Source organism: Pseudomonas sp. 6D_7.1_Bac1 (assembly GCF_025465945.1).
GTDB lineage: Bacteria > Pseudomonadota > Gammaproteobacteria > Pseudomonadales > Pseudomonadaceae > Aquipseudomonas.
Map to the genome: position 1 here is coordinate 125606 of NZ_JANLNW010000071.1, position 17648 is coordinate 143253.

The 17648-nt window shown below is 59.7% G+C and carries 15 protein-coding genes; 10 read left to right on the forward strand and 5 right to left on the reverse strand.

The window, feature by feature from the left end; genetic code table 11:
* Positions 1-112: 112 nt before the first annotated feature.
* From NTD87_RS19425 to NTD87_RS19440, 4 genes are all read left to right on the forward strand, one after another.
* Positions 113-1315: an EAL domain-containing protein gene (locus NTD87_RS19425; protein ID WP_262115814.1), complete on the forward strand. Its 1203-nt coding sequence runs from the start codon at positions 113-115 to the stop codon at positions 1313-1315.
* Between the two features lie 126 nt (positions 1316-1441).
* Positions 1442-1876, forward strand: a complete 435-nt coding sequence (locus NTD87_RS19430; protein WP_262115815.1) for a response regulator — start codon at positions 1442-1444, stop codon at positions 1874-1876.
* 160 nt (positions 1877-2036) lie between these two features.
* Positions 2037-2684 carry a response regulator transcription factor gene (locus tag NTD87_RS19435; protein ID WP_262115816.1) on the forward strand — a complete coding sequence of 216 codons (648 nt, stop codon included), beginning with the start codon at positions 2037-2039 and terminating at the stop codon, positions 2682-2684.
* Positions 2685-5951: a transporter substrate-binding domain-containing protein gene (locus NTD87_RS19440; protein WP_262115817.1), complete on the forward strand. Its 3267-nt coding sequence runs from the start codon at positions 2685-2687 to the stop codon at positions 5949-5951. It abuts the gene before it with no gap.
* Positions 5952-5987: 36 nt separating this feature from the next.
* Here NTD87_RS19440 and NTD87_RS19445 read toward each other — a convergent pair whose 3' ends face one another.
* Positions 5988-6896, reverse strand: coding sequence for a LysR family transcriptional regulator (locus NTD87_RS19445; RefSeq protein ID WP_262115818.1), 909 nt, complete (start codon positions 6894-6896; stop codon positions 5988-5990).
* 105 nt (positions 6897-7001) lie between these two features.
* Between NTD87_RS19445 and NTD87_RS19450 the strand changes: the two genes are divergently transcribed.
* The 4 genes from NTD87_RS19450 (at position 7002) to NTD87_RS19465 (ending at position 11022) form a co-directional block, all read left to right on the forward strand.
* The gene (locus tag NTD87_RS19450; RefSeq protein WP_262115819.1) at positions 7002-7868 is read left to right on the forward strand and encodes a pirin family protein; all 867 of its coding nucleotides are present in this window, start codon (positions 7002-7004) and stop codon (positions 7866-7868) included.
* 94 nt (positions 7869-7962) lie between these two features.
* The gene (locus tag NTD87_RS19455; RefSeq protein WP_262115820.1) at positions 7963-8646 is read left to right on the forward strand and encodes an isochorismatase family protein; all 684 of its coding nucleotides are present in this window, start codon (positions 7963-7965) and stop codon (positions 8644-8646) included.
* A 56-nt stretch (positions 8647-8702) separates the two neighbouring features.
* On the forward strand, positions 8703-9329 hold the full coding sequence (gene ycaC, locus NTD87_RS19460; protein ID WP_123426605.1) for an isochorismate family cysteine hydrolase YcaC: 627 nt from the start codon (positions 8703-8705) through the stop codon (positions 9327-9329).
* A 256-nt stretch (positions 9330-9585) separates the two neighbouring features.
* Complete coding sequence (locus NTD87_RS19465) at positions 9586-11022, forward strand: mechanosensitive ion channel family protein (RefSeq protein ID WP_262115821.1); 1437 nt, start codon at positions 9586-9588, stop codon at positions 11020-11022.
* Between the two features lie 238 nt (positions 11023-11260).
* On the opposite strand, the gene NTD87_RS19470 is transcribed toward NTD87_RS19465, so the two are convergent.
* Entirely contained in the window at positions 11261-11632 is a 372-nt protein-coding gene (locus NTD87_RS19470; RefSeq protein ID WP_262115822.1) for a DUF6124 family protein, read from the reverse strand.
* A 698-nt stretch (positions 11633-12330) separates the two neighbouring features.
* On the opposite strand from NTD87_RS19470, the gene NTD87_RS19475 reads away from it, so the two are divergent.
* Positions 12331-12771 carry a carboxymuconolactone decarboxylase family protein gene (locus tag NTD87_RS19475; RefSeq protein WP_262115823.1) on the forward strand — a complete coding sequence of 147 codons (441 nt, stop codon included), beginning with the start codon at positions 12331-12333 and terminating at the stop codon, positions 12769-12771.
* Between the two features lie 7 nt (positions 12772-12778).
* Here NTD87_RS19475 and NTD87_RS19480 read toward each other — a convergent pair whose 3' ends face one another.
* From NTD87_RS19480 to NTD87_RS19490, 3 genes are all read right to left on the reverse strand, one after another.
* Positions 12779-14371, reverse strand: coding sequence for a DHA2 family efflux MFS transporter permease subunit (locus NTD87_RS19480; protein ID WP_262115824.1), 1593 nt, complete (start codon positions 14369-14371; stop codon positions 12779-12781).
* The gene (locus NTD87_RS19485) at positions 14368-15495 is read right to left on the reverse strand and encodes an HlyD family secretion protein (protein WP_262115825.1); all 1128 of its coding nucleotides are present in this window, start codon (positions 15493-15495) and stop codon (positions 14368-14370) included. The genes NTD87_RS19480 and NTD87_RS19485 overlap by 4 nt, the downstream gene beginning before the upstream one ends.
* A gap of 102 nt (positions 15496-15597) precedes the next feature.
* Positions 15598-16362, reverse strand: a complete 765-nt coding sequence (locus NTD87_RS19490; RefSeq protein WP_262115826.1) for an AraC family transcriptional regulator — start codon at positions 16360-16362, stop codon at positions 15598-15600.
* Positions 16363-16461: 99 nt separating this feature from the next.
* Here NTD87_RS19490 and NTD87_RS19495 point away from each other — a divergent pair, with 99 nt between their 5' ends.
* Complete coding sequence (locus NTD87_RS19495) at positions 16462-17592, forward strand: MFS transporter (protein WP_262115827.1); 1131 nt, start codon at positions 16462-16464, stop codon at positions 17590-17592.
* Positions 17593-17648 lie beyond the last annotated feature (56 nt).

A 17648-nucleotide genomic window follows, 5' to 3' on the forward strand; every position in this document is an offset into this window, starting at 1 on the left:
CGCCAATAAGCTTCTTTGGGAAATTTCCCACAGGTGCTGGGATGTTTCCTAGTTAAGTCCGCGCGATGTACCGGAATAATTGCGCCCTCTTTTTATAACGCGGGCCGCCGAGATGACACTGCCGATCAGGGTTCTGGTGCTTGAAGATCATTCCTTTGCACGTGCTGTTGCGGTCAACACGCTCAAGCAGTTGGGGTGTCGCGAAGTGTTCCAGGCCTGTGACGGCGCCCAGGCACTGGCGGTTCTGCAAGAGGTCGGAGCGGTGGATATCGCCTTGTGCGATCTGTGCATGGAAGGCATGGATGGTCTGGAGTTTTTCCGGCGGGTAGGACTCTCGGGGCTGGTCGGGTCAATCATCATCTGCAGTTCACTGTCGGCCGACTTGCGTCGTGCGGTACGCCAGATTGTTTCCCTGTCGGGGCTCAGGCTGTTGGGGGATGTCGGTAAACCCTTGCATTCGCAGGCGCTGGCACAATTGCTGGAAAAACACCGCAGTGCTCCCCGCAATGATTTGATACCTGTGCACGTGTCGGAGCAGGCCTGTGAAAGCGAGGTGCGAAACGCCTTGAGCGACGGGCAACTGCAACCGTTCTACCAGCCAAAATTCAACCTGTTGACCGGTGAAATCTGCGGTGTAGAAGTGCTGGCCCGCTGGCTGCATCCGTTCAAGGGCATCTTGTCGCCGGCCGTGTTCATGCCGGTACTGGAGCGCTTTGAGTTACTGGATGAGTTGTTATTCACCCAGATGGACCAGGCATTGACGCTGCAACGGCAAGCGCGGGAGCAAGGATTTACGCTCAATGTCGCCTTCAATCTGCATGCTCAGCAGCTGACCCATCATCAACTGACCTCCTCCATCGAAGGTATTCTGGCGTTGCACGATGCGCGCGGTTGCGGATTGACGTTCGAACTGACCGAAAGTGGTTTGCTGGAAGCCCCGGCTACCAGCCTCGAGAACCTGGTGCGCCTGCGAATGATGGGCAGCCGGTTGTCCATTGATGACTTCGGCACCGGGTTTTCGTCGTTGCAGCGTCTGTGTCAGTTGCCGTTCAACGAGATCAAGCTCGACGGTGAATTCGTGCGCACGCTCGAAGATGAACCGCGTTGCCTGGCAGTGATCAGCAGCACCCTGGCGCTGGGCGAGGCGTTGGGCATGTCGGTGGTGATCGAAGGTATTGAAACCAACGAGCAGCGCCAGCAGTTGCTGGCCCTGGGTTGCACCCAGGGCCAGGGTTATCTGTTTGCACGACCCATGAGTGGCGCCGACTTACTGCGCTGGCTGCCGGTTTCATCGGTGTCACGGCAAAAAAATTAATTGTAGATGGAACTGTTTCTTTCAGAACAGTCCTACAGAAACCCCGCGGCAATGCCTTTAGTCTCTCGCACTCTTGAAATGGCTGGGTGCATTCCGGCCGCACTTTCATTGCAGAGTTAGTCAACTATGCCGAATAAAGCGTTACGTATCCTGATCGCCGATGAGCAGCATTTTCATCGCATGAAAATCGAGCGCAGTTTGAACCAGCTCGGCTATTACCGGATCGCTCCCGTGCACTCCCTTGAAGAGTTGCTCAGCGTTGTCGAATACGGCTGCGAGCCTTTTGATCTGGTGATCATCAACGCAACCTTGTGTTCCGGTTCCGGTCTGGACCCGCTGGCTTTCTGTCAGGACAACCAGCAAATCCGCCATGCGTTGATCTACGACGCGGAGCAGGCTGGATTGCCAGCCTTGTTCGCCGTGCAGCGGCACAATGTCCGGATCAGCCAGGCCCGCGTACCGGACCAGGAGACCCTCGAAGGACTGATGAACCGCGTCGATAGGCCTGTTCCCCTTTCCGAGCGTGGACACTCGTGGTCGTGTGGTGGCCTGCGCGCCTGAGTCGCCTGAACTCCGCGCTACCGTTCGTCGGTACTGTCAACTCTGACAGGTAGTTTCGCGTCTTCTCTCGTGCAACAGTCGTTGCGCGGCCGTTGTGCCAGCCCAGGTCACCGCCTTGGGCGGTGCGTCGGGATCCTCGAGCGTTTCTACAGGAGTTGCCATGCCTTCAGCGCTGATCGTGGATGATCATCCGGTTATTCGGGCCGCCGTCAAAATGGTGCTTACGCCGCTCAAGGACTCTAAACACAGAGTGATGTTTCGGACCATTCTGGAATCTTCCAATGGTGCTCATGCGCTGCAAATGATCCGTGAGCATTCACCCAATCTGGTGGTGCTGGATCTGAGCATGCCCAAGCTTGGTGGGCTGGACCTGCTGAGCCGTTTACAGCACGATCGGTTGCCTTGCAGGGTTTTAGTCTTCACCTCCTATGAGCCAAGGTTTTATGTCCAGCGCTGCATGAGGGCCGGGGCCTTGGGTTTCGTCGCGAAAACCAATGACCTGGATGACCTGCGTAAAGCCGTTACCGCGTTGATGTCTGGCTACACGTGTTTCCCTCAAGTGGACACCGACTCAGTGAACCTGGGCGATCTGCAACTCAACGAGTTGCAGATGATCGAGAAACTCTCCGACCGTGAGCTGACCATTTTCCAATACCTGGCACGTGGCTCCAGCAACAAGAATATTGCCGAGGTCATGCTCCTCAGTCACAAGACCGTCAGTACCTACAAAACCCGCTTGATCACAAAGCTCAATGTGAAATCCCTGGTTCACCTGAGGGATTTCGCCAAACGCAATAAACTGATCTGAATGCACATGAGCGTAAGAGCCTGGCTGGTCGTGCTGACAGTGTTCAGTTCATTCTGGTCGCTGGACAGCTTCGCGGCAAAACCACAGCTGCTGAAACTGCAGGGGCGTTCGGCTGTCGACGGTTACCAGGTCGAACTGGAGGAGGCCGACTGGCGCTGGCTGCGCGAGCAGGGCAGCTTGCGACTGGGCGCGTCGGCACCGGATTACGCACCGTTCGAAGTGACCATCAACCACAAGTTTCTGGAAGGCATCACCGCTGATTTTGCGGTCTTGCTCAGCCAATTGCTGCACATCAAGGTCGAGGTCAAGCGTTACCCGTCCCGGGGGGCGGTGATTACCGCGTTGAAGCAGGGGAACGTCGATCTTCTGGGGAGCGCAAACGACTTTGAAGCGGCCGATCCGCAGTTGCTGATGTCGCGAGCCTATGCCGAAGACGCTCCGGCCCTGGTCGCCCGTGAGGGCGACAGCGCCAGACTGCCAGCGGACCTTTCGGGTCTGCGGGTCGCGATGCTCGATCATTACTTGCGGCCCGAAGCGGTCGAGGCGGTTTACCCGATGGCCCGCCTGCAACTGTATCCCTCGACATTGAGTGCCATCGGCGCTGTGGCGTTCGGCGGCGCCGATGTCTACCTTGGCGACTCCATCAGCGCCAGCTACCTGATCAATAACAGTTACCTGAACAATGTTCAGTTGACGGAATTCGCTCGCCTGGACGTCAACGCGTTCGGCTTTTCAGTGAGCGCTGACAACGCTCGTTTGCGGCGAATTATCGATGCCGCGCTAGCGGTGATTCCCGTGCAGGAACGCATGATCATCTTGCGCCGCTGGAATGCTGGCAGCAGTTTCAGTAGTGCGCATCGCTTGCAATTGAGTGCCAGTGAACAACGCTGGCTGGATAACCATCAGTTAGTCAGGGTCGGTGTGATCGACAATTTTGCACCGTTGTCTTTTTATGACGATAAAGGTGAGTTCAGAGGCCTCAGCGCACAGGTCCTGGACAGGATCAGCCTGCATACCGGGCTGAGGTTCGAGCTGGTGCGCGGCAATTCGTTGAACCAGCAAATAGCCTTGCTCAAGCAAGGCGGGCTCGACCTGCTTGCAGTGATTACCCCGAGTACCGAGCGTCAGGCAGAACTGCGTTTTACTAGACCGTATCTGATCAACCCCTTTGTCCTGGTCAGTGCCGGCGGGGCTGGGGATCCGGCGACGCTGGACGACATGAACGGCAAGCGGTTGGCGATCTACAGCGGCCATACGCTGCGCGAGTTCATTCTTGCGCGGGTTCCCGGTGTGCGCTTCGTTGATGTGGAAACGCCGGCCCAAGGCATGGCACTGGTCGCCAAGGGTCAAGCCGATGCGGCATTAAGTTCGTTGATCATTGCGCGCTACCTGATCGCTCGGGAGTACCGTCACGTTCTGGCGATCACCAGTACCGTAGGCACTGAACCGGCGCACATCAGCTTCGCGACAAACCGTGGAGCCCTTGAACTCTATTCAATCCTGAATAAAGCCCTGCTAAGCATTTCCCCGGAAGAAATGGACGAGTTGGCCAACCGCTGGCGCAATGAACTGCCGATGGATGACAGCTACTGGTCGCGTCACCGCACCGCCATCATTCAAGGGTTCTCGGCCGCAGGAGTGTTGTTGCTGTTGGCGCTGGGCTGGATCGCCTACCAGCGCAGCCTGATCCGCAAACGCCAGCAACTGCTGCAACAAGTGCAGCAAGCCAAAGAGGCCGCGGACGATGCCAACCGCGCCAAGACCACCTTCCTGGCAACCATGAGCCATGAAATCCGCACCCCGATGAACGCGCTGATCGGCATGCTCGAACTGGCGATGAAGCGTGCTGAAGAGGGGGTAACCGACCGCTTTGCGATTGAGGTCGCGTCGAACGCCGCGCAGCAGTTGCTGGAGCTGATCGGCGACATTCTGGACATCTCACGGATCGAGTCCGGGCATTTGTCCCTGGCGCCGGAACGGGCGAACCTGTGGGCATTGGTCGAGTCGGTGTGCAAGGTGTTCGAAGGCCTGGCGCGGCAAAAGAACCTGCAGTGGGACGTTGAACTGGACGTGCGAAGTCAGCGCGAGGTGCTGATCGACCCGATGCGTTTCAAACAGATTCTTTCCAACCTGCTGAGCAACGCCATCAAGTTCACCCGCGCCGGGCATGTCCGATTGACGTTGCGGGTCGAGCCCGACACCGTTCACGGGCATCTGGCAATCACCGTGCTCATCGAAGACAGCGGGATCGGCATCAGCAACGCCGATCAGCAGCGACTGTTCAGTCCGTTTGTACAGGCTGCCGATAGCCCCCAGGATGGACGCAGTGGCTCAGGGTTGGGCCTGGTCATCAGTCGCTCGCTGTGCGAGATGATGGGGGGGCGATTGCAATTGAGCAGTGTGCCGGGCAGCGGCACCCAAGTCGACATCAGCCTTGAGGTGCCGGCATTGCCGCCGCTGGTTGAGCCGCCGACAGTCGATACCGCGCCGACCGGGCAGGGGCGCTCGTTGAACATTCTGGTGGTTGACGACTACCCGGCCAATCGCCTGTTGCTGTCACAACAATTGAGCTACCTGGGGCACCGTGTTCTGACTGCCAACGACGGTGAACAGGGGGTGGAATGCTGGCGTGAGCATTCGTTCGACGTGGTGATCACCGATTGCAACATGCCTCACCTCAGCGGTTATGAGCTGGCGGGGGCGATTCGCGACGAAGAGCGGGCCAATGGCTATAAGCCTTGCCTGATTCTCGGCTTCACCGCCAACGCCCAACCCGAAGAAAAAGTCCGGTGTATGCAGGCCGGGATGGACGATTGCTTGTTCAAACCCATCAGCCTGCACGACCTGAGTGCCCGCCTGATCAACATAGCGCCGGATTTGAATGCGCGGCCACTGCTCGAAACATTGCCGGCTGCCGCTGCCGAAATTGACCTCAGCAGCCTGGAGCAACTGGCCGGGCCAGACCGCAGCCTGATCGATAAGTTGCTGGCCGAACTGGCCGCCAGCAATGATGAGGATCTGGTACGGTTAAAGCGCTTTTACAACCAACGCAACCGCATATACAGCCAACGCGACCGCATCGGTTTGCGGGAACTGGCCCACCGGATCAAGGGCGGGGCGCAAATGGTCAGCGCGAAGCACTTGATCCGCTGTTGCGAGCGGCTTGAACTCGCGTGCCGTAAGCGCGACAAAACATCGTTGAGTCACGCCGTGCAAGCCTTGCAAGACGCCATGGAACGTTTGGCTCAGCACCTGGAGCAACGCTGACCGGTTCTGCCCTTGCCACAAGGTCGGGTTTTGATTTCAAGCAATATCGCTCTGGTTGAACTCCTCGCCCAGGAAATCGATCAGGGTTCGCACCGACGGCAGCAAACCACGGCGCGAAGGGAAAATGGCGTGGATGATCCCGGATTTTGGCGCCCAGCCCGGGACCAGATCGACCAACCGGCCAGCGGCCAGATCCTCACGCACCACCACGGCGGGCAGGTGGGCGACGCCGAGGCCGGCCAGCACCGCGTGGCGCAAGGCGATCAGGTCGTCGGTGACCAGCCGTGGATGATGGCGGATCACCGCACTGGCGGCGTCCCGGCCGAACAGCTCCCACTGGTATTCACGTTGCGCAGCACCCCAGTGCAGGCTCGGCAGGCCGCTGAGGTCGGCGGGTGAGGCCGGTGATGACAAACGGTCGAGAAATGCCGGGCTGCCCACCAGGCATTGGGTGCTGTTGCCCAGTACTTTCATCACAAGATCGGTGTTTTCCAGGGGCGGAAATCGTACCCGCAGGGCGATGTCGAACCCCTCGTGGATCAAGTCCACACGGCGGTTGGTACTTTCGATGAACAACTCCACCAGCGGGTACTTGAGCATGTAGCGCGTCAGCATCGGCCCGACCCAGGAATTAAGCAGCGCCGTCGGGCAACTGATGCGCACCAGGCCCTGGGGTTCGGAGCGATTGCGTTCGATCAGTTCCGCCGCGCTTTCGGCTTCCACGCGCATGGCCAGGCAACGCTGGTAGTAGGCCTGGCCAATTTCGGTGAGCGAACACTGCCGGCTGGTGCGATGAATCAGCCGTACACCGAGGCGTTCTTCGAGCTGGGAAATCCGTCGGCTGAGTTTCGACTTGGGCATGTCCAGGGCGCGCCCGGCAGCGGCGAAACCGCCGTGTTCGACGATTTGGGTGAAGTAGTAAAGGGTGTTCAGGTCTTCCACCATCGTTCTCCTGGTAGAACGCTAAGGGCGATTTTTGCAGTCTAGCGCATCAAAGGTGCCGGATTTAAGCTTTGCCCATGTTCTGACTCACCCACATTCGGAGGCACCATGAAAAACATCATCGGTATCTACACCAGCCCAAGAGCACACTGGGTGGGCGACGGTTTCCCGGCTCGCACGCTGTTTTCCTACGACAGCCTGGGCAAACACATCAGCCCGTTCCTGCTGCTCGACTACGCCGGCCCTGCTGAATTCACCCCGACCACGGCGCGTCGTGGCGTGGGTCAGCATCCGCACCGCGGTTTCGAGACTGTGACCATCGTTTACAAGGGCGAACTGGAGCATCGCGACTCCACGGGCAGCGGCGGCAAGATCGGTCCCGGCGACGTGCAATGGATGACCGCAGCGTCTGGAATTCTGCATGAGGAGTTTCACTCCGAAGCGTTCGCCAGGAGCGGCGGCACCCTGGAAATGGTCCAGTTGTGGGTCAACCTGCCGGCCAAGGACAAAATGGCCGACGCCGGTTACCAGACCATTCTCGATGGCGATATCCCGAACATTGCCCTCCAGAACCAGGCTGGCAGCCTGCGCTTGATTGCCGGTGAGTTCGATGGCAAGCGTGGACCGGCGAAGACCTTCACCCCGATCGATGTCTGGGACATCCGCCTGAATGCCGGCAAGTTGCTGAACCTGGACCTGCACGAAGGTCGTAACACGGCGCTGGTGGTGTTGCGCGGTACGGTTCAGGTCAATGGCCTGGAACTGGTTCGCGAAGGGCAATTGGCGTTGTTTGAACGCACTGGCGACCAGCTCAGCCTGGAAGCCAACAGCGATGCGGTGGTGCTGCTGCTCAGCGGTGAGCCGATTGACGAGCCGATTGTCGGTCACGGCCCGTTTGTGATGAACACCGAGCAAGAGATCCATCAGGCCTTCGCTGACTTCCAGTCTGGCCAGTTCGGCCGGATGCACGGTTAACACCACTCGCGTTTAAACCCCCGCTCTACACAGGATACGTAGGCCGGTTCACAGGCCAGGGATGGCTGTTGCCTGAAAGAAAGAGGAAACGCTCATGAGTACCGTCAATGCGGCCAACTTCAACGGCCTGAAACCGACCATCGACCCGAACGACAGCGCGTTGCTGTTGATCGATCACCAAAGCGGACTGTTCCAGATCGTCAAGGATATGGACGTTCCGCAACTGCGCGCCAATGCCATCGCCCTGGCCAAAGCCGCGACCTTGTTGAAGATGCCGGTGATCACCACTGCATCGGTACCACAAGGGCCGAACGGGCCGTTGATTCCGGAAATTCACCAAGAGGCACCGCACGCTCGGTACGTGGCTCGCAAAGGTGAAATCAACGCCTGGGACAATCCAGAATTTCACGCGGCGGTCAAAGCCACCGGCAAGAAAACCCTGGTGATTGCCGGCACGTTGACCAGCGTCTGCCTGGCATTCCCGTCAATCGCCGCGGTGCACGAAGGCTACAAAGTGTTCGCGGTGGTCGACGCCTCCGGCAATCACTCAAAACTGGCCACTGATCTGACAATTGCCCGTTTGGTCCAGGCCGGGGTGGTGCCGATCGACATCATGGCTACGCTCTCTGAGCTGCAAGGTTCGTGGAACCGCCCGGACGCCGAGCAGTGGGCTGCCGTCTACGCCCAGGCCATGCCGCATTATCAATTGCTGATCGAGAGTTACCTCAAGGCCCAGCAAGTGGCGAATGAACACGAAGTGCTGGATTCCCAGCGCTAACCGAGCACACCCACGCCGATTTCCACTCGGCATCGATAGACGCGAGGACTACTGCAATGACTACCTCTTACAAACGTCTGGACAAAAACAACGCCGCCGTCCTGTTGGTCGATCATCAGGCGGGCCTGCTGTCGCTGGTCCGCGACATCGAGCCGGACAAGTTCAAGAACAACGTGCTGGCGCTGGCCGACCTGGCCAAGTACTTCAAACTGCCGACCATCCTCACCACCAGTTTCGAAACCGGCCCCAACGGCCCGCTGGTGCCCGAGCTCAAGGCCCTGTTTCCGGAAGCGCCGTACATCGCTCGCCCTGGCCAGATCAATGCCTGGGACAACGAAGACTTCGTCAAGGCGATCAAGGCCACTGGCAAGAAGCAACTGATCATCGCCGGTGTGGTGACCGAGGTCTGCGTAGCGTTCCCGGCGCTGTCGGCCCTGGCTGAAGGTTTTGAGGTGTTCGTGGTGACGGATGCTTCCGGCACCTTCAACGAACTCACCCGTCAGTCGGCCTGGGACCGCATGTCGTCCTCGGGCGCACAACTGATGACCTGGTTCGGTCTGGCCTGTGAGCTGCACCGCGACTGGCGCAACGATGTGGAAGGGCTGGCAACCTTGTTCTCCAACCACATTCCGGACTACCGCAACCTGATGACCAGCTACAACACCCTGACCAACAGCAAGTAACAATGGGTCAAGTGGCGTACACAGATTCTGCGTACGCCACTGCCCAACTGTGGGAGCGAGCCTGCTCGCGATAGCGGTGGAACAGACACCTATACAGTGACTGTCAGACCGCTATCGCGAGCAGACGAACGTCGCCCGGCTCTTCCCACATTGGTTTTGTGGTGTTTTACAGGTTGCGTTCATCTCGCAATCAAACACTCCTACACTGTGCCCAATCTGTGCGATCTTCACGCTATTCGCCTGTTGGAGTTGCTCGATGCTGTCATTGCTCACCGATCACCCGCTGTTTTGCGCCTTGGCGCTGATTCTGTTCGACATCCTGCTGTGGCGGTTGATCAGTGTCAGTCACTGGCAGTTGGTCATGCGGCTGGTGATTTTTGCGTTGTTCAGCGCCGTATTGTTCAACGAAGGCATGAACCCGATGGACGTGGCGCCCTGGCCGGAGAACGTGCCGTTGCACCTGGCCGCGACCGGGTTGCAAATCGGTTGGTGGCTGTTTGGCGCACGGACCCTGACGGTAATGCTCGGCGCGGTGATGATGCAACGGGTCGGGCATACCGGCCGGCTGTTGCAGGATTTGCTCGGTGCGGTGATTTTCCTGATCGCGATCATTGCCGCCCTCGCGTATGTGCTCGACTTGCCGGTCAAAGGCGTGCTCGCGACGTCCGGTGCCCTGGCAATCATCGTTGGCCTGGCATTGCAGAGCACCCTCAGCGACGTGTTTTCCGGCATCGTGCTCAACACCACCAAACCCTATCAACTGGATGACTGGATCTCCATCGACGGCACCGAAGGCCGGGTCACCGATATCGATTGGCGGGCCACGCGGTTGCAAACCGCACAGGGCAGCATGGCGGTGATTCCCAACTCATTGGCGGCCAAGGCCAAGATCATCAACTTCAGCCGGCCCAGCGACATATTCGGCATTACGATCAGCCTGCAACTGAGCCCCCATGCGCGCCCGCACACGGTGATCGACGCGCTGGAGCGGGCGGTGCAGGGTTGCCGGCAGTTGCTCAGTAAACCGGCGCCGAACGTCTCCTTGAAAAGCTCCAGCGCCAGCGGCGTGGAGTACGAGATCATCGGATTTGTATCGTCGATGGGGCAAAAGCGCGAAGTGCGCAATCTGCTGTTCGATCTGGCCTTCCGGCATTTGCGCGCATCGGGCGTCAGCCTGTTGTCGACGGCAGAAACGGCAACACCACCAGGCCTCTCGCGGCCACGAGCACTGCTCGAAAGTTCGAATATTTTCTCGACCTTGCGTTCGGAAGAGAAAGACACCTTCAGCCAGAACATGAAGCTCATCACCTTCCGTGCCGGGGAAATGATCCTGCCGGCCGGCGAGGTCAGCGATCACCTGTTCATCATCGAGTCGGGCGTGGTGTCGGTGGCCTTGAGCCGTGGCGGTAACAAGTTCGAAGCCGGGCGCATGGGGCCGGGCGAGGTCATCGGCGAAGCCGGCATCCTCTCGAATAAATCAGTGCCGGCAGACTTTTCGGCCAAGACCTTCTGCACCCTGTACCGGATCGAAAAGGAATACCTCAAACCCTGCCTCGACGCCCGCCACGACATCAACGAAGCGATGCAAGCGCTGCTGGATTTCCGCCTGCACACCGCACAAACCCTGACTCAGGAAGTGCCGAAGGTGGTGGAGAAGAAAGGCTTCTTGCAGTGGTTGCGTAGCCGGACGTAGCCCGTTGCGGCGCCTTCATCGGTGACTTGTGTTGTTCGGGGTCTACCGATCAGTCAAGCCGCTACACACTTCGTAGCAGCTGCCGAGCCTGCGAGGCTGCGTTCGGTCTGGGCCGCATCCGGACGAAGCGGTCGTAAATCAGGCAACGCATCCTTTCAGGAAAACCGCATACGCAGGATCTGCGAGGACTGCGTCCTCGAACGCAGCCTCGCGGGCTCGGCAGCTGCTACGGGCGCTGTTACTCCGGTGGATCGAGGTGGTCCAGTGCGCGATTCACGGCCAACTCGGCCAGGGAAATCATCTGTTGAATCGCCAGTGCGGTATTGCGCTTGGGGCCTTCGAGGTCGAACGCCAGATCGCTGGCCATGACGTTGGCCGAGGCGAGGGTTTCGCAGGCGTGGGCCAATAGGGTTTCCGAGTCGACGTCGGGTGCAATGACGAAAATGCAGCCGGGGCGTCGGTCGGCTAGCAATGCCTTGGTCTCTGGCAACACCAGGTAATGATCGAGCGCACGGTGCGCGGCGGCGTGGAGTTCTTTCGAGTCGAGGGAAGCGTAGGGGGAAACGGGGTCGGTTTCTGTTTCGGGGGGATTTGGAGTTGGTTTGAACATTTTCGTAATTACCTCTTTGGAGCTACCACCGATTCGCTGCTAAACGAAAGGGTGGCGGCTGTACGCAGGTTAGCAGACCGGGAGGAATCACGAAAAACCGGCGCGCCCGAGGGCGCCCTGCGCACAGCCACCATAGCGTTCAGGGATAGGAAATACCTGAATTTCTGGAGTGCAGTGCACCTACGTAAAACCTCCGAGCTGCTAAACCCGATCGCTGATGGGCAGCGACAGGAGAACAATAGAAGCCAGGGCCAAGGCGCACAAGCCGGCGGATTCTGGCGCAGGTGTAGGCCCTGACGCAAGGCGTTGTAGCCTCTGATGGGCACTGCGTAGGCAAGCTTAAACACCCGTAGCAGCTGTCGAGCCCGCGAGGCTGCGTTCGGCTCGGTCCGCGCTCGGGCGAAGCAGTCGTAAAATCAGGCAACACGTTCTTTCAGGTGAACCGCGTACGCAGGGTTGGCGAGGACTGCGTCCTCGAACGCAGCCTCGCGGGCTCGGCAGCTGCTACGGTTGCTGTTACTCCGATGGATCGAGGTGGTCCAGCGCGCGATTAACCGCCAACTTGGCCGGAGAAACGGTCGCGCCAAAAAACGGGCAGGTTAGTCATTGGCTACCTCGACTTCTGAATAATTGGCTATTTGTGCCAATGGCCAGTGGCGCTAACGTATGGCGCATCCCCACTTGCTACGGAGCTCACCATGCAACCTCGTGTCGATTTTTACACCGCCTCACCGGAAGCCCTCAAAGCCATGATCGCGCTGGAAACCGCAGTCTCGAAACTGCCGTTGGAAAAGTCGCTGATCGAACTGGTCAAACTGCGTGCTTCGCAGATCAACGGCTGCGCGTTCTGCATTGACATGCACACCGCCGATGCCATCAAGGAGGGTGAAACCCCACGTCGCCTGTTCGCCGTTACCGCCTGGCGCGAAGCCCCGTTCTTCAGCGACCGCGAGCGTGCGGCCCTGGCCTGGACCGAATCCCTGACCCAGCTCAGCCTGACCCACGCCCCGGACGAAGACTATGAGTTGGTAAGCGCGCAATTCACGCCCAAGGAAATGGTCGACCTGACCGTGGCGATTACCACCATCAACAGCTGGAACCGTCTCGCTGTAGGCTTCCGCAAAATGCCCCAGGCCTGATCCGGGCTCAATGGGCATCCGCTGACGGCGCGGCCGGTGGTTGTACCTTGTGCATCAAGGGCACCATCAGCGTCGCGATAATGAAGCAGACCATGATCATGACAAACGCGTCGCCATAGGTTTGCGTCTGGGCTTCGCGGTAGGTCAGCAACCACAGTTGGTGCAGGCTGGCGGTGACACCCGCCTCGCCGCTTTGACCCAGGGCGGCGAAGTTGCTGCCGACCTGTGACAGCCACTGGTTCAGGGCTTCATTGCTGCTGTTCAAGTGCTCGGCCAGCCGGGTGAAGTGCAGGTTGGTGCGGTCATTGAGGATCGTCGCGCAGGCGGCGATGCCGATCGCGCCACCGAGGTTGCGCATCAGATTGAACAATCCCGAGGCGTGCTTCAACCGTGCCGGGGCCAACCCGCCCAGGGTCAGCGTGACCGCCGGTGGCACCGCCAATTGCTGGGCAATGCCGCGCAAGGCTTGTGGCAGCATCAATTCTTTGGCGCCCCAGTCATGGGTGATCGGGCTGAAGTCCCACATCGATAACGCGAACAGCCCAAGGCCGGCCATCATGATCCAGCGCAGGTCGACGCGGTTGGCCAGAAAGGCATACAGCGGAATCGCCATGATTTGGAAGATCCCGGTGGAAAACACCGCCAGACCAATGTCCAGTGCGCCATAACCGCGTACCCGACCGAGAAACAGCGGCGTCAGGTAAATGGTCGCGAACAGGCCGATCCCGGTGACGAACGAAAAGAAGCAGCCGAGGGCAAAGTTGCGGTCCTTCAAGGCTCGCAGATCAACGATCGGGTTGGCCACGTGCAAGGTCCGGCCAATAAACGCCAGGCCTGCCAGCCCCGAGATCCACGCCGTGGTCAGAATCGTCTGATCGCTGAACCAGTTCCAGCGCGGACCTTCTTCCAGGGTGTATTCCAGGCACCCGAGAAACAGCGCCATGAAGGCCATGCTCAGGTAATCCGCGCCCTTGAGCAGGGACAGTTCCGGTTGGTCGATCTTCACCAGCATCGGCACCGCCACGGCGACGAAAATCCCCGGCACCAGATTGATGTAGAACAGCCAATGCCAGGACGACACATCGGTGATCCAGCCTCCGATGACGGGTCCCAATGTCGGTGACAACGAGGCCACCGCGCCGATGGTTGCGGCGGCGATCACCCGTTGTTTACCGGTGAAGAAAAAGAACGCGGTGGTGAACACCAGCGGGATCATCGAGCCACCCAGAAAACCTTGCAGGGCACGAAAGGCGATCATGCTCTGGATGTTCCAGGCCGCGCCGCAGAGCAGGCTGGCCAGGGTGAAGCCAACCGCCGAGGCGCAGAACAGCCAGCGCGTGGAAAACACCCGCGACAGCCAACCCGACAACGGAATCACGATAATCTCGGCGATCAGATAGCTGGTCTGTACCCAGGCGGTTTCGTCGGTGCCGGCCGAGAGCCCGCCGCCGATGTCACGCAACGAGGCCGAAACAATCTGGATATCCAGCAGCGCGATGAACATGCCGATGCACATCGTGGCGAAGGCAAATACCTTGCTCGCCGTCGCCATGTTCGCGGCATCGAACGGTTGAGCCTGGGCGGTGAGGGCGCGGTTCATGGTGCGTTGGCCTGGGCTACGGCAACTGTCGGCTCCTTGGGCGCGGTTTTGGTATCAACCGACGCGGTCACCGACAACCCCGGACGCAGTTGGCCGAGCACGCCATCGGCCGGATCAAGGAGGATGCGCACCGGCACCCGCTGGACGATCTTGGTGAAGTTGCCGGTGGCGTTTTCCGGTGGCAGCACACTGAACTGCGCGCCCGTGGCCGGCGCCAGGCTGTCCAGATGACCATGGAATTCACGCCCGGAGAGCACGTCGGCATGAATGCTCACGCGCTGGCCGGGCACCATGTGCGCCAGCTGATCTTCCTTGAAGTTGGCATCGACCCACAGGCCGCTGGCGGGCACCACCGAGAGCAATTGCGAACCGGCTTGGGCGTAGGCGCCAACCCGTGCCCGGCGGTTACCGATCACACCGTCGACCGGTGCACGCAACTCGGTGTAACCGAGGTTCAGCTGCGCCAGATCACGTTCGGCGCGTGCTTGCATCAACGCCGCTTTGGCCTGTTGCTTGCGGGTAGCGATCACGTCCAGCTGCCGTTGCGTGGCGAGCAGCTCGGCTTGTGCTCGTGCACTCAGCGCCTGAGCGGTCTTGAAGGTGGCATCGGCGCGTTGAGCGCTTTCCACCGACACCGCATTACTGCCGACCAGCCGTTTGTAGCGGTCATTGTCATCCCGCGAGCGGGCGGTTTCAGCGCCAGCGGCATCGATCCCGGCGCGGGCCTGGCCGATCACCGCATGCTGCAATTGCTCGGTGGCGTCGAGGTTGGCCAGCAGGGCTTCTTCCGCGGCAACGGCGCCTTCGGCCTTGGCCAGGCTGGCGCGATAGTCACGTGAGTCGAGGCGAATCAGCACATCACCGGCCTTGACCTGCTGGTTGTCGGTCACCAGCACTTGCTCGACATAACCGGCGACCTTCGGCCCGATGACGGTGACGTCGCCACCGATGTAGGCATCGTCGGTGGCTTCGATGAAGCGGCCACTGGTCCACCAGTGCGAACCGTACAGTGCGATCAACACTAGAGCGACAGCGCCCGCACCGCTCAGCAGCAAACGCTTGAGCAAAGGAGGGCGCACAGGTTTCACGGCAAGGGAGGGATCAACGGCGTTCAGGCTGGTCATGGCAATCCCCTATGGGATATCAGTCGTTATTACGGGCGTAATATGACGCAGGTAATATTTTCTGACAATTGATTTTTTCGGCCACTCGTCAGTTGCCGATGATTACTTGAAGTAAGCGCCAGGCGTTTTGCCGGTCATGGCCTTGAAAAAGGCGATGAACACGCTGTCGCTGGCAAAGCCCAGTTCAAAAGCGCTGTAACTGATGTTGCGGCCGGTCGCGAGCAGTTCGATGGCGCGCATCAGTCGCCACTGCTGTCGCCATTGTTGATAGCCCATGCCGGTTTCCCGCTGGAAAATCCGCCCGATGGTTTTGCTGCTGGCGCCGACCCTTGTCACCAGCACCTGCAATGGCGGCGGCAGTTGTTCGGGGACGGTCAGCAAGGGCGCCAAGCGTTTGTCCCGAGGCAAGGGCAGCAGCATCGGCTGGTGGATGGCTTCGCGGATTTCACTCAGGCACAACCCCAGCAAATGCACGAACGTGCCCTGACGCCAGTCCGTGTCGAACGGCGCCATCGCAATCGGCTCCAACACCGCCCGCAGCAACGGGCTGACCTCGATCACGCAGACCTGATTCGGCAATTGAGTCGAGAGTTGCGGCGTCAGGTAAATGGACCGGTAATCGACGCTCTGCTGCATCACCGCTCGATGACTCACCCTGGGCGGAATCCACGCCGCGCGTGACGGCGGTAACAGGCAGAGTTGTTCTGCCAGGGTGATCCGGGTGCAGCCCTGGCGGGTGAACAGCAATTGCCCACGCTCATGCCGGTGCAGACCCGAGTCATGTTCGCCCAGGTTTGCGGCAATGCCGATGACATCAGCCTCATGAGCGTCCGGGTCGAAGGGTGTCTGTGCTTCCAGCCAGGCCATGAGGTTGTCCGATTTCAGTGGTTTATTGTCCTGATCAGGATAATACGCCAGTGACAGCTCAATAAAATCACCGCCAGTCTTTCAGGTGAGTAAGCCGTCATGAATTCAAACAATCTGCTTCGCTTGGCCATTGCCTTGTTGATGTTCGGGCAGATCGCACAAACCCTCTACAGCCCGGCGCTGGCCGATATCGGTCAGGCATTCCGGGTGACGCCTGCCGCTGCCGCACAGCTTTTGTCGGTGTATTTCCTGGCGTTCGCCGCAGGCGTGGTGGTGTGGGGACGGGCCTGTGATCACATCGGTCGACGACCGTCGATGTTGGGTGGTCTGGCGTTGTATGCCTTGGCCACGGTGATGGCACTGAGTGTCAGTACCTTCGACGGTCTGCTGGCGGCGCAAGCGCTGGCGGCCTTTGGAGCTGCGGTCGGTTCGGTGGTGACGCAAACCCTGCTACGCGACCGTTTCAATGGCGCGGCGCTGGCCCGAGTGTTTTCGGTGTTGGGCATGGCGCTGGCGATAAGCCCGGCGTTGGGCCTGTTTATCGGGGCCAACCTGGTCAGTGGGTTTGGCTATCGAGGCGTGTTGGTTTGCCTGCTGATGCTGGCGCTGGTCCTGTTCGGCTGGAGTGCCTGGACATTACCGGAAACCCGACCGGCCAACCATTCGACGCCCCCGTTGTTCGGGACCTTGCGACAGATGCTGCAAGACGTGGCGATCTGGCGTTCCGCGTCGTTGGTGGCTGTGTTCAACATCGCGCTGTTCAGCTATTACAGCCTGGGCCCCTTTGAGTTTCAGCGTTTGGGAGTTGGCCCCGAGTTGTTCGGCTATAGCGGTGTGGTCCTTGCCCTGGGATCGGGCCTGGGGGCGGGGTTGAACAAACACTTGCTCAAGCGCGGCATGACGGGGCCGCAACTGGTCGGCATTGCGGCCATCGCGGCATTGCTCGGCGCGATGGGGGTCCAGGGATTGCGCGAAAGTGTCTGGTTCGTTGCGCCGATGCTGCTGGTGGTTCTGGCCTTCGGGATGGCGATTCCGAACATTCTCGGCTCGGCGTTGACCGGTTATGGCGATCGGCTGGGCACCGCCGGTGCGCTGTTTGGCTTGATGTATTACTTGCTGATCGGCGGTGGACTGATGCTCGCGGCGTGGAGCCAAGCCCTGGGTTGGACGCTGTTGATCTGTGGTGTTCTGGCCGTGCTTTTGAGCGGGCGAGCGAGCCGCACTGCCTGATCGACGAAAAAACCCGTTGAACCAGTCGGGCCCTTGATCAAGGTCAAGGGCCCGAC

Coding starts and splice junctions, on each gene's coding strand:
- NTD87_RS19480 (WP_262115824.1), bottom strand. CDS start 14,371: ATGAACCGCGCCCTCACCGCCCAGGCTCAACCGTTCGATGCCGCGAAC.
- ycaC (WP_123426605.1), top strand. CDS start 8,703: ATGACTACCTCTTACAAACGTCTGGACAAAAACAACGCCGCCGTCCTG.
- NTD87_RS19495 (WP_262115827.1), top strand. CDS start 16,462: ATGAATTCAAACAATCTGCTTCGCTTGGCCATTGCCTTGTTGATGTTC.
- NTD87_RS19465 (WP_262115821.1), top strand. CDS start 9,586: ATGCTGTCATTGCTCACCGATCACCCGCTGTTTTGCGCCTTGGCGCTG.
- NTD87_RS19435 (WP_262115816.1), top strand. CDS start 2,037: ATGCCTTCAGCGCTGATCGTGGATGATCATCCGGTTATTCGGGCCGCC.
- NTD87_RS19445 (WP_262115818.1), bottom strand. CDS start 6,896: ATGGTGGAAGACCTGAACACCCTTTACTACTTCACCCAAATCGTCGAA.
- NTD87_RS19475 (WP_262115823.1), top strand. CDS start 12,331: ATGCAACCTCGTGTCGATTTTTACACCGCCTCACCGGAAGCCCTCAAA.
- NTD87_RS19455 (WP_262115820.1), top strand. CDS start 7,963: ATGAGTACCGTCAATGCGGCCAACTTCAACGGCCTGAAACCGACCATC.
- NTD87_RS19470 (WP_262115822.1), bottom strand. CDS start 11,632: ATGTTCAAACCAACTCCAAATCCCCCCGAAACAGAAACCGACCCCGTT.
- NTD87_RS19450 (WP_262115819.1), top strand. CDS start 7,002: ATGAAAAACATCATCGGTATCTACACCAGCCCAAGAGCACACTGGGTG.
- NTD87_RS19440 (WP_262115817.1), top strand. CDS start 2,685: ATGCACATGAGCGTAAGAGCCTGGCTGGTCGTGCTGACAGTGTTCAGT.
- NTD87_RS19485 (WP_262115825.1), bottom strand. CDS start 15,495: ATGACCAGCCTGAACGCCGTTGATCCCTCCCTTGCCGTGAAACCTGTG.
- NTD87_RS19430 (WP_262115815.1), top strand. CDS start 1,442: ATGCCGAATAAAGCGTTACGTATCCTGATCGCCGATGAGCAGCATTTT.
- NTD87_RS19490 (WP_262115826.1), bottom strand. CDS start 16,362: ATGGCCTGGCTGGAAGCACAGACACCCTTCGACCCGGACGCTCATGAG.
- NTD87_RS19425 (WP_262115814.1), top strand. CDS start 113: ATGACACTGCCGATCAGGGTTCTGGTGCTTGAAGATCATTCCTTTGCA.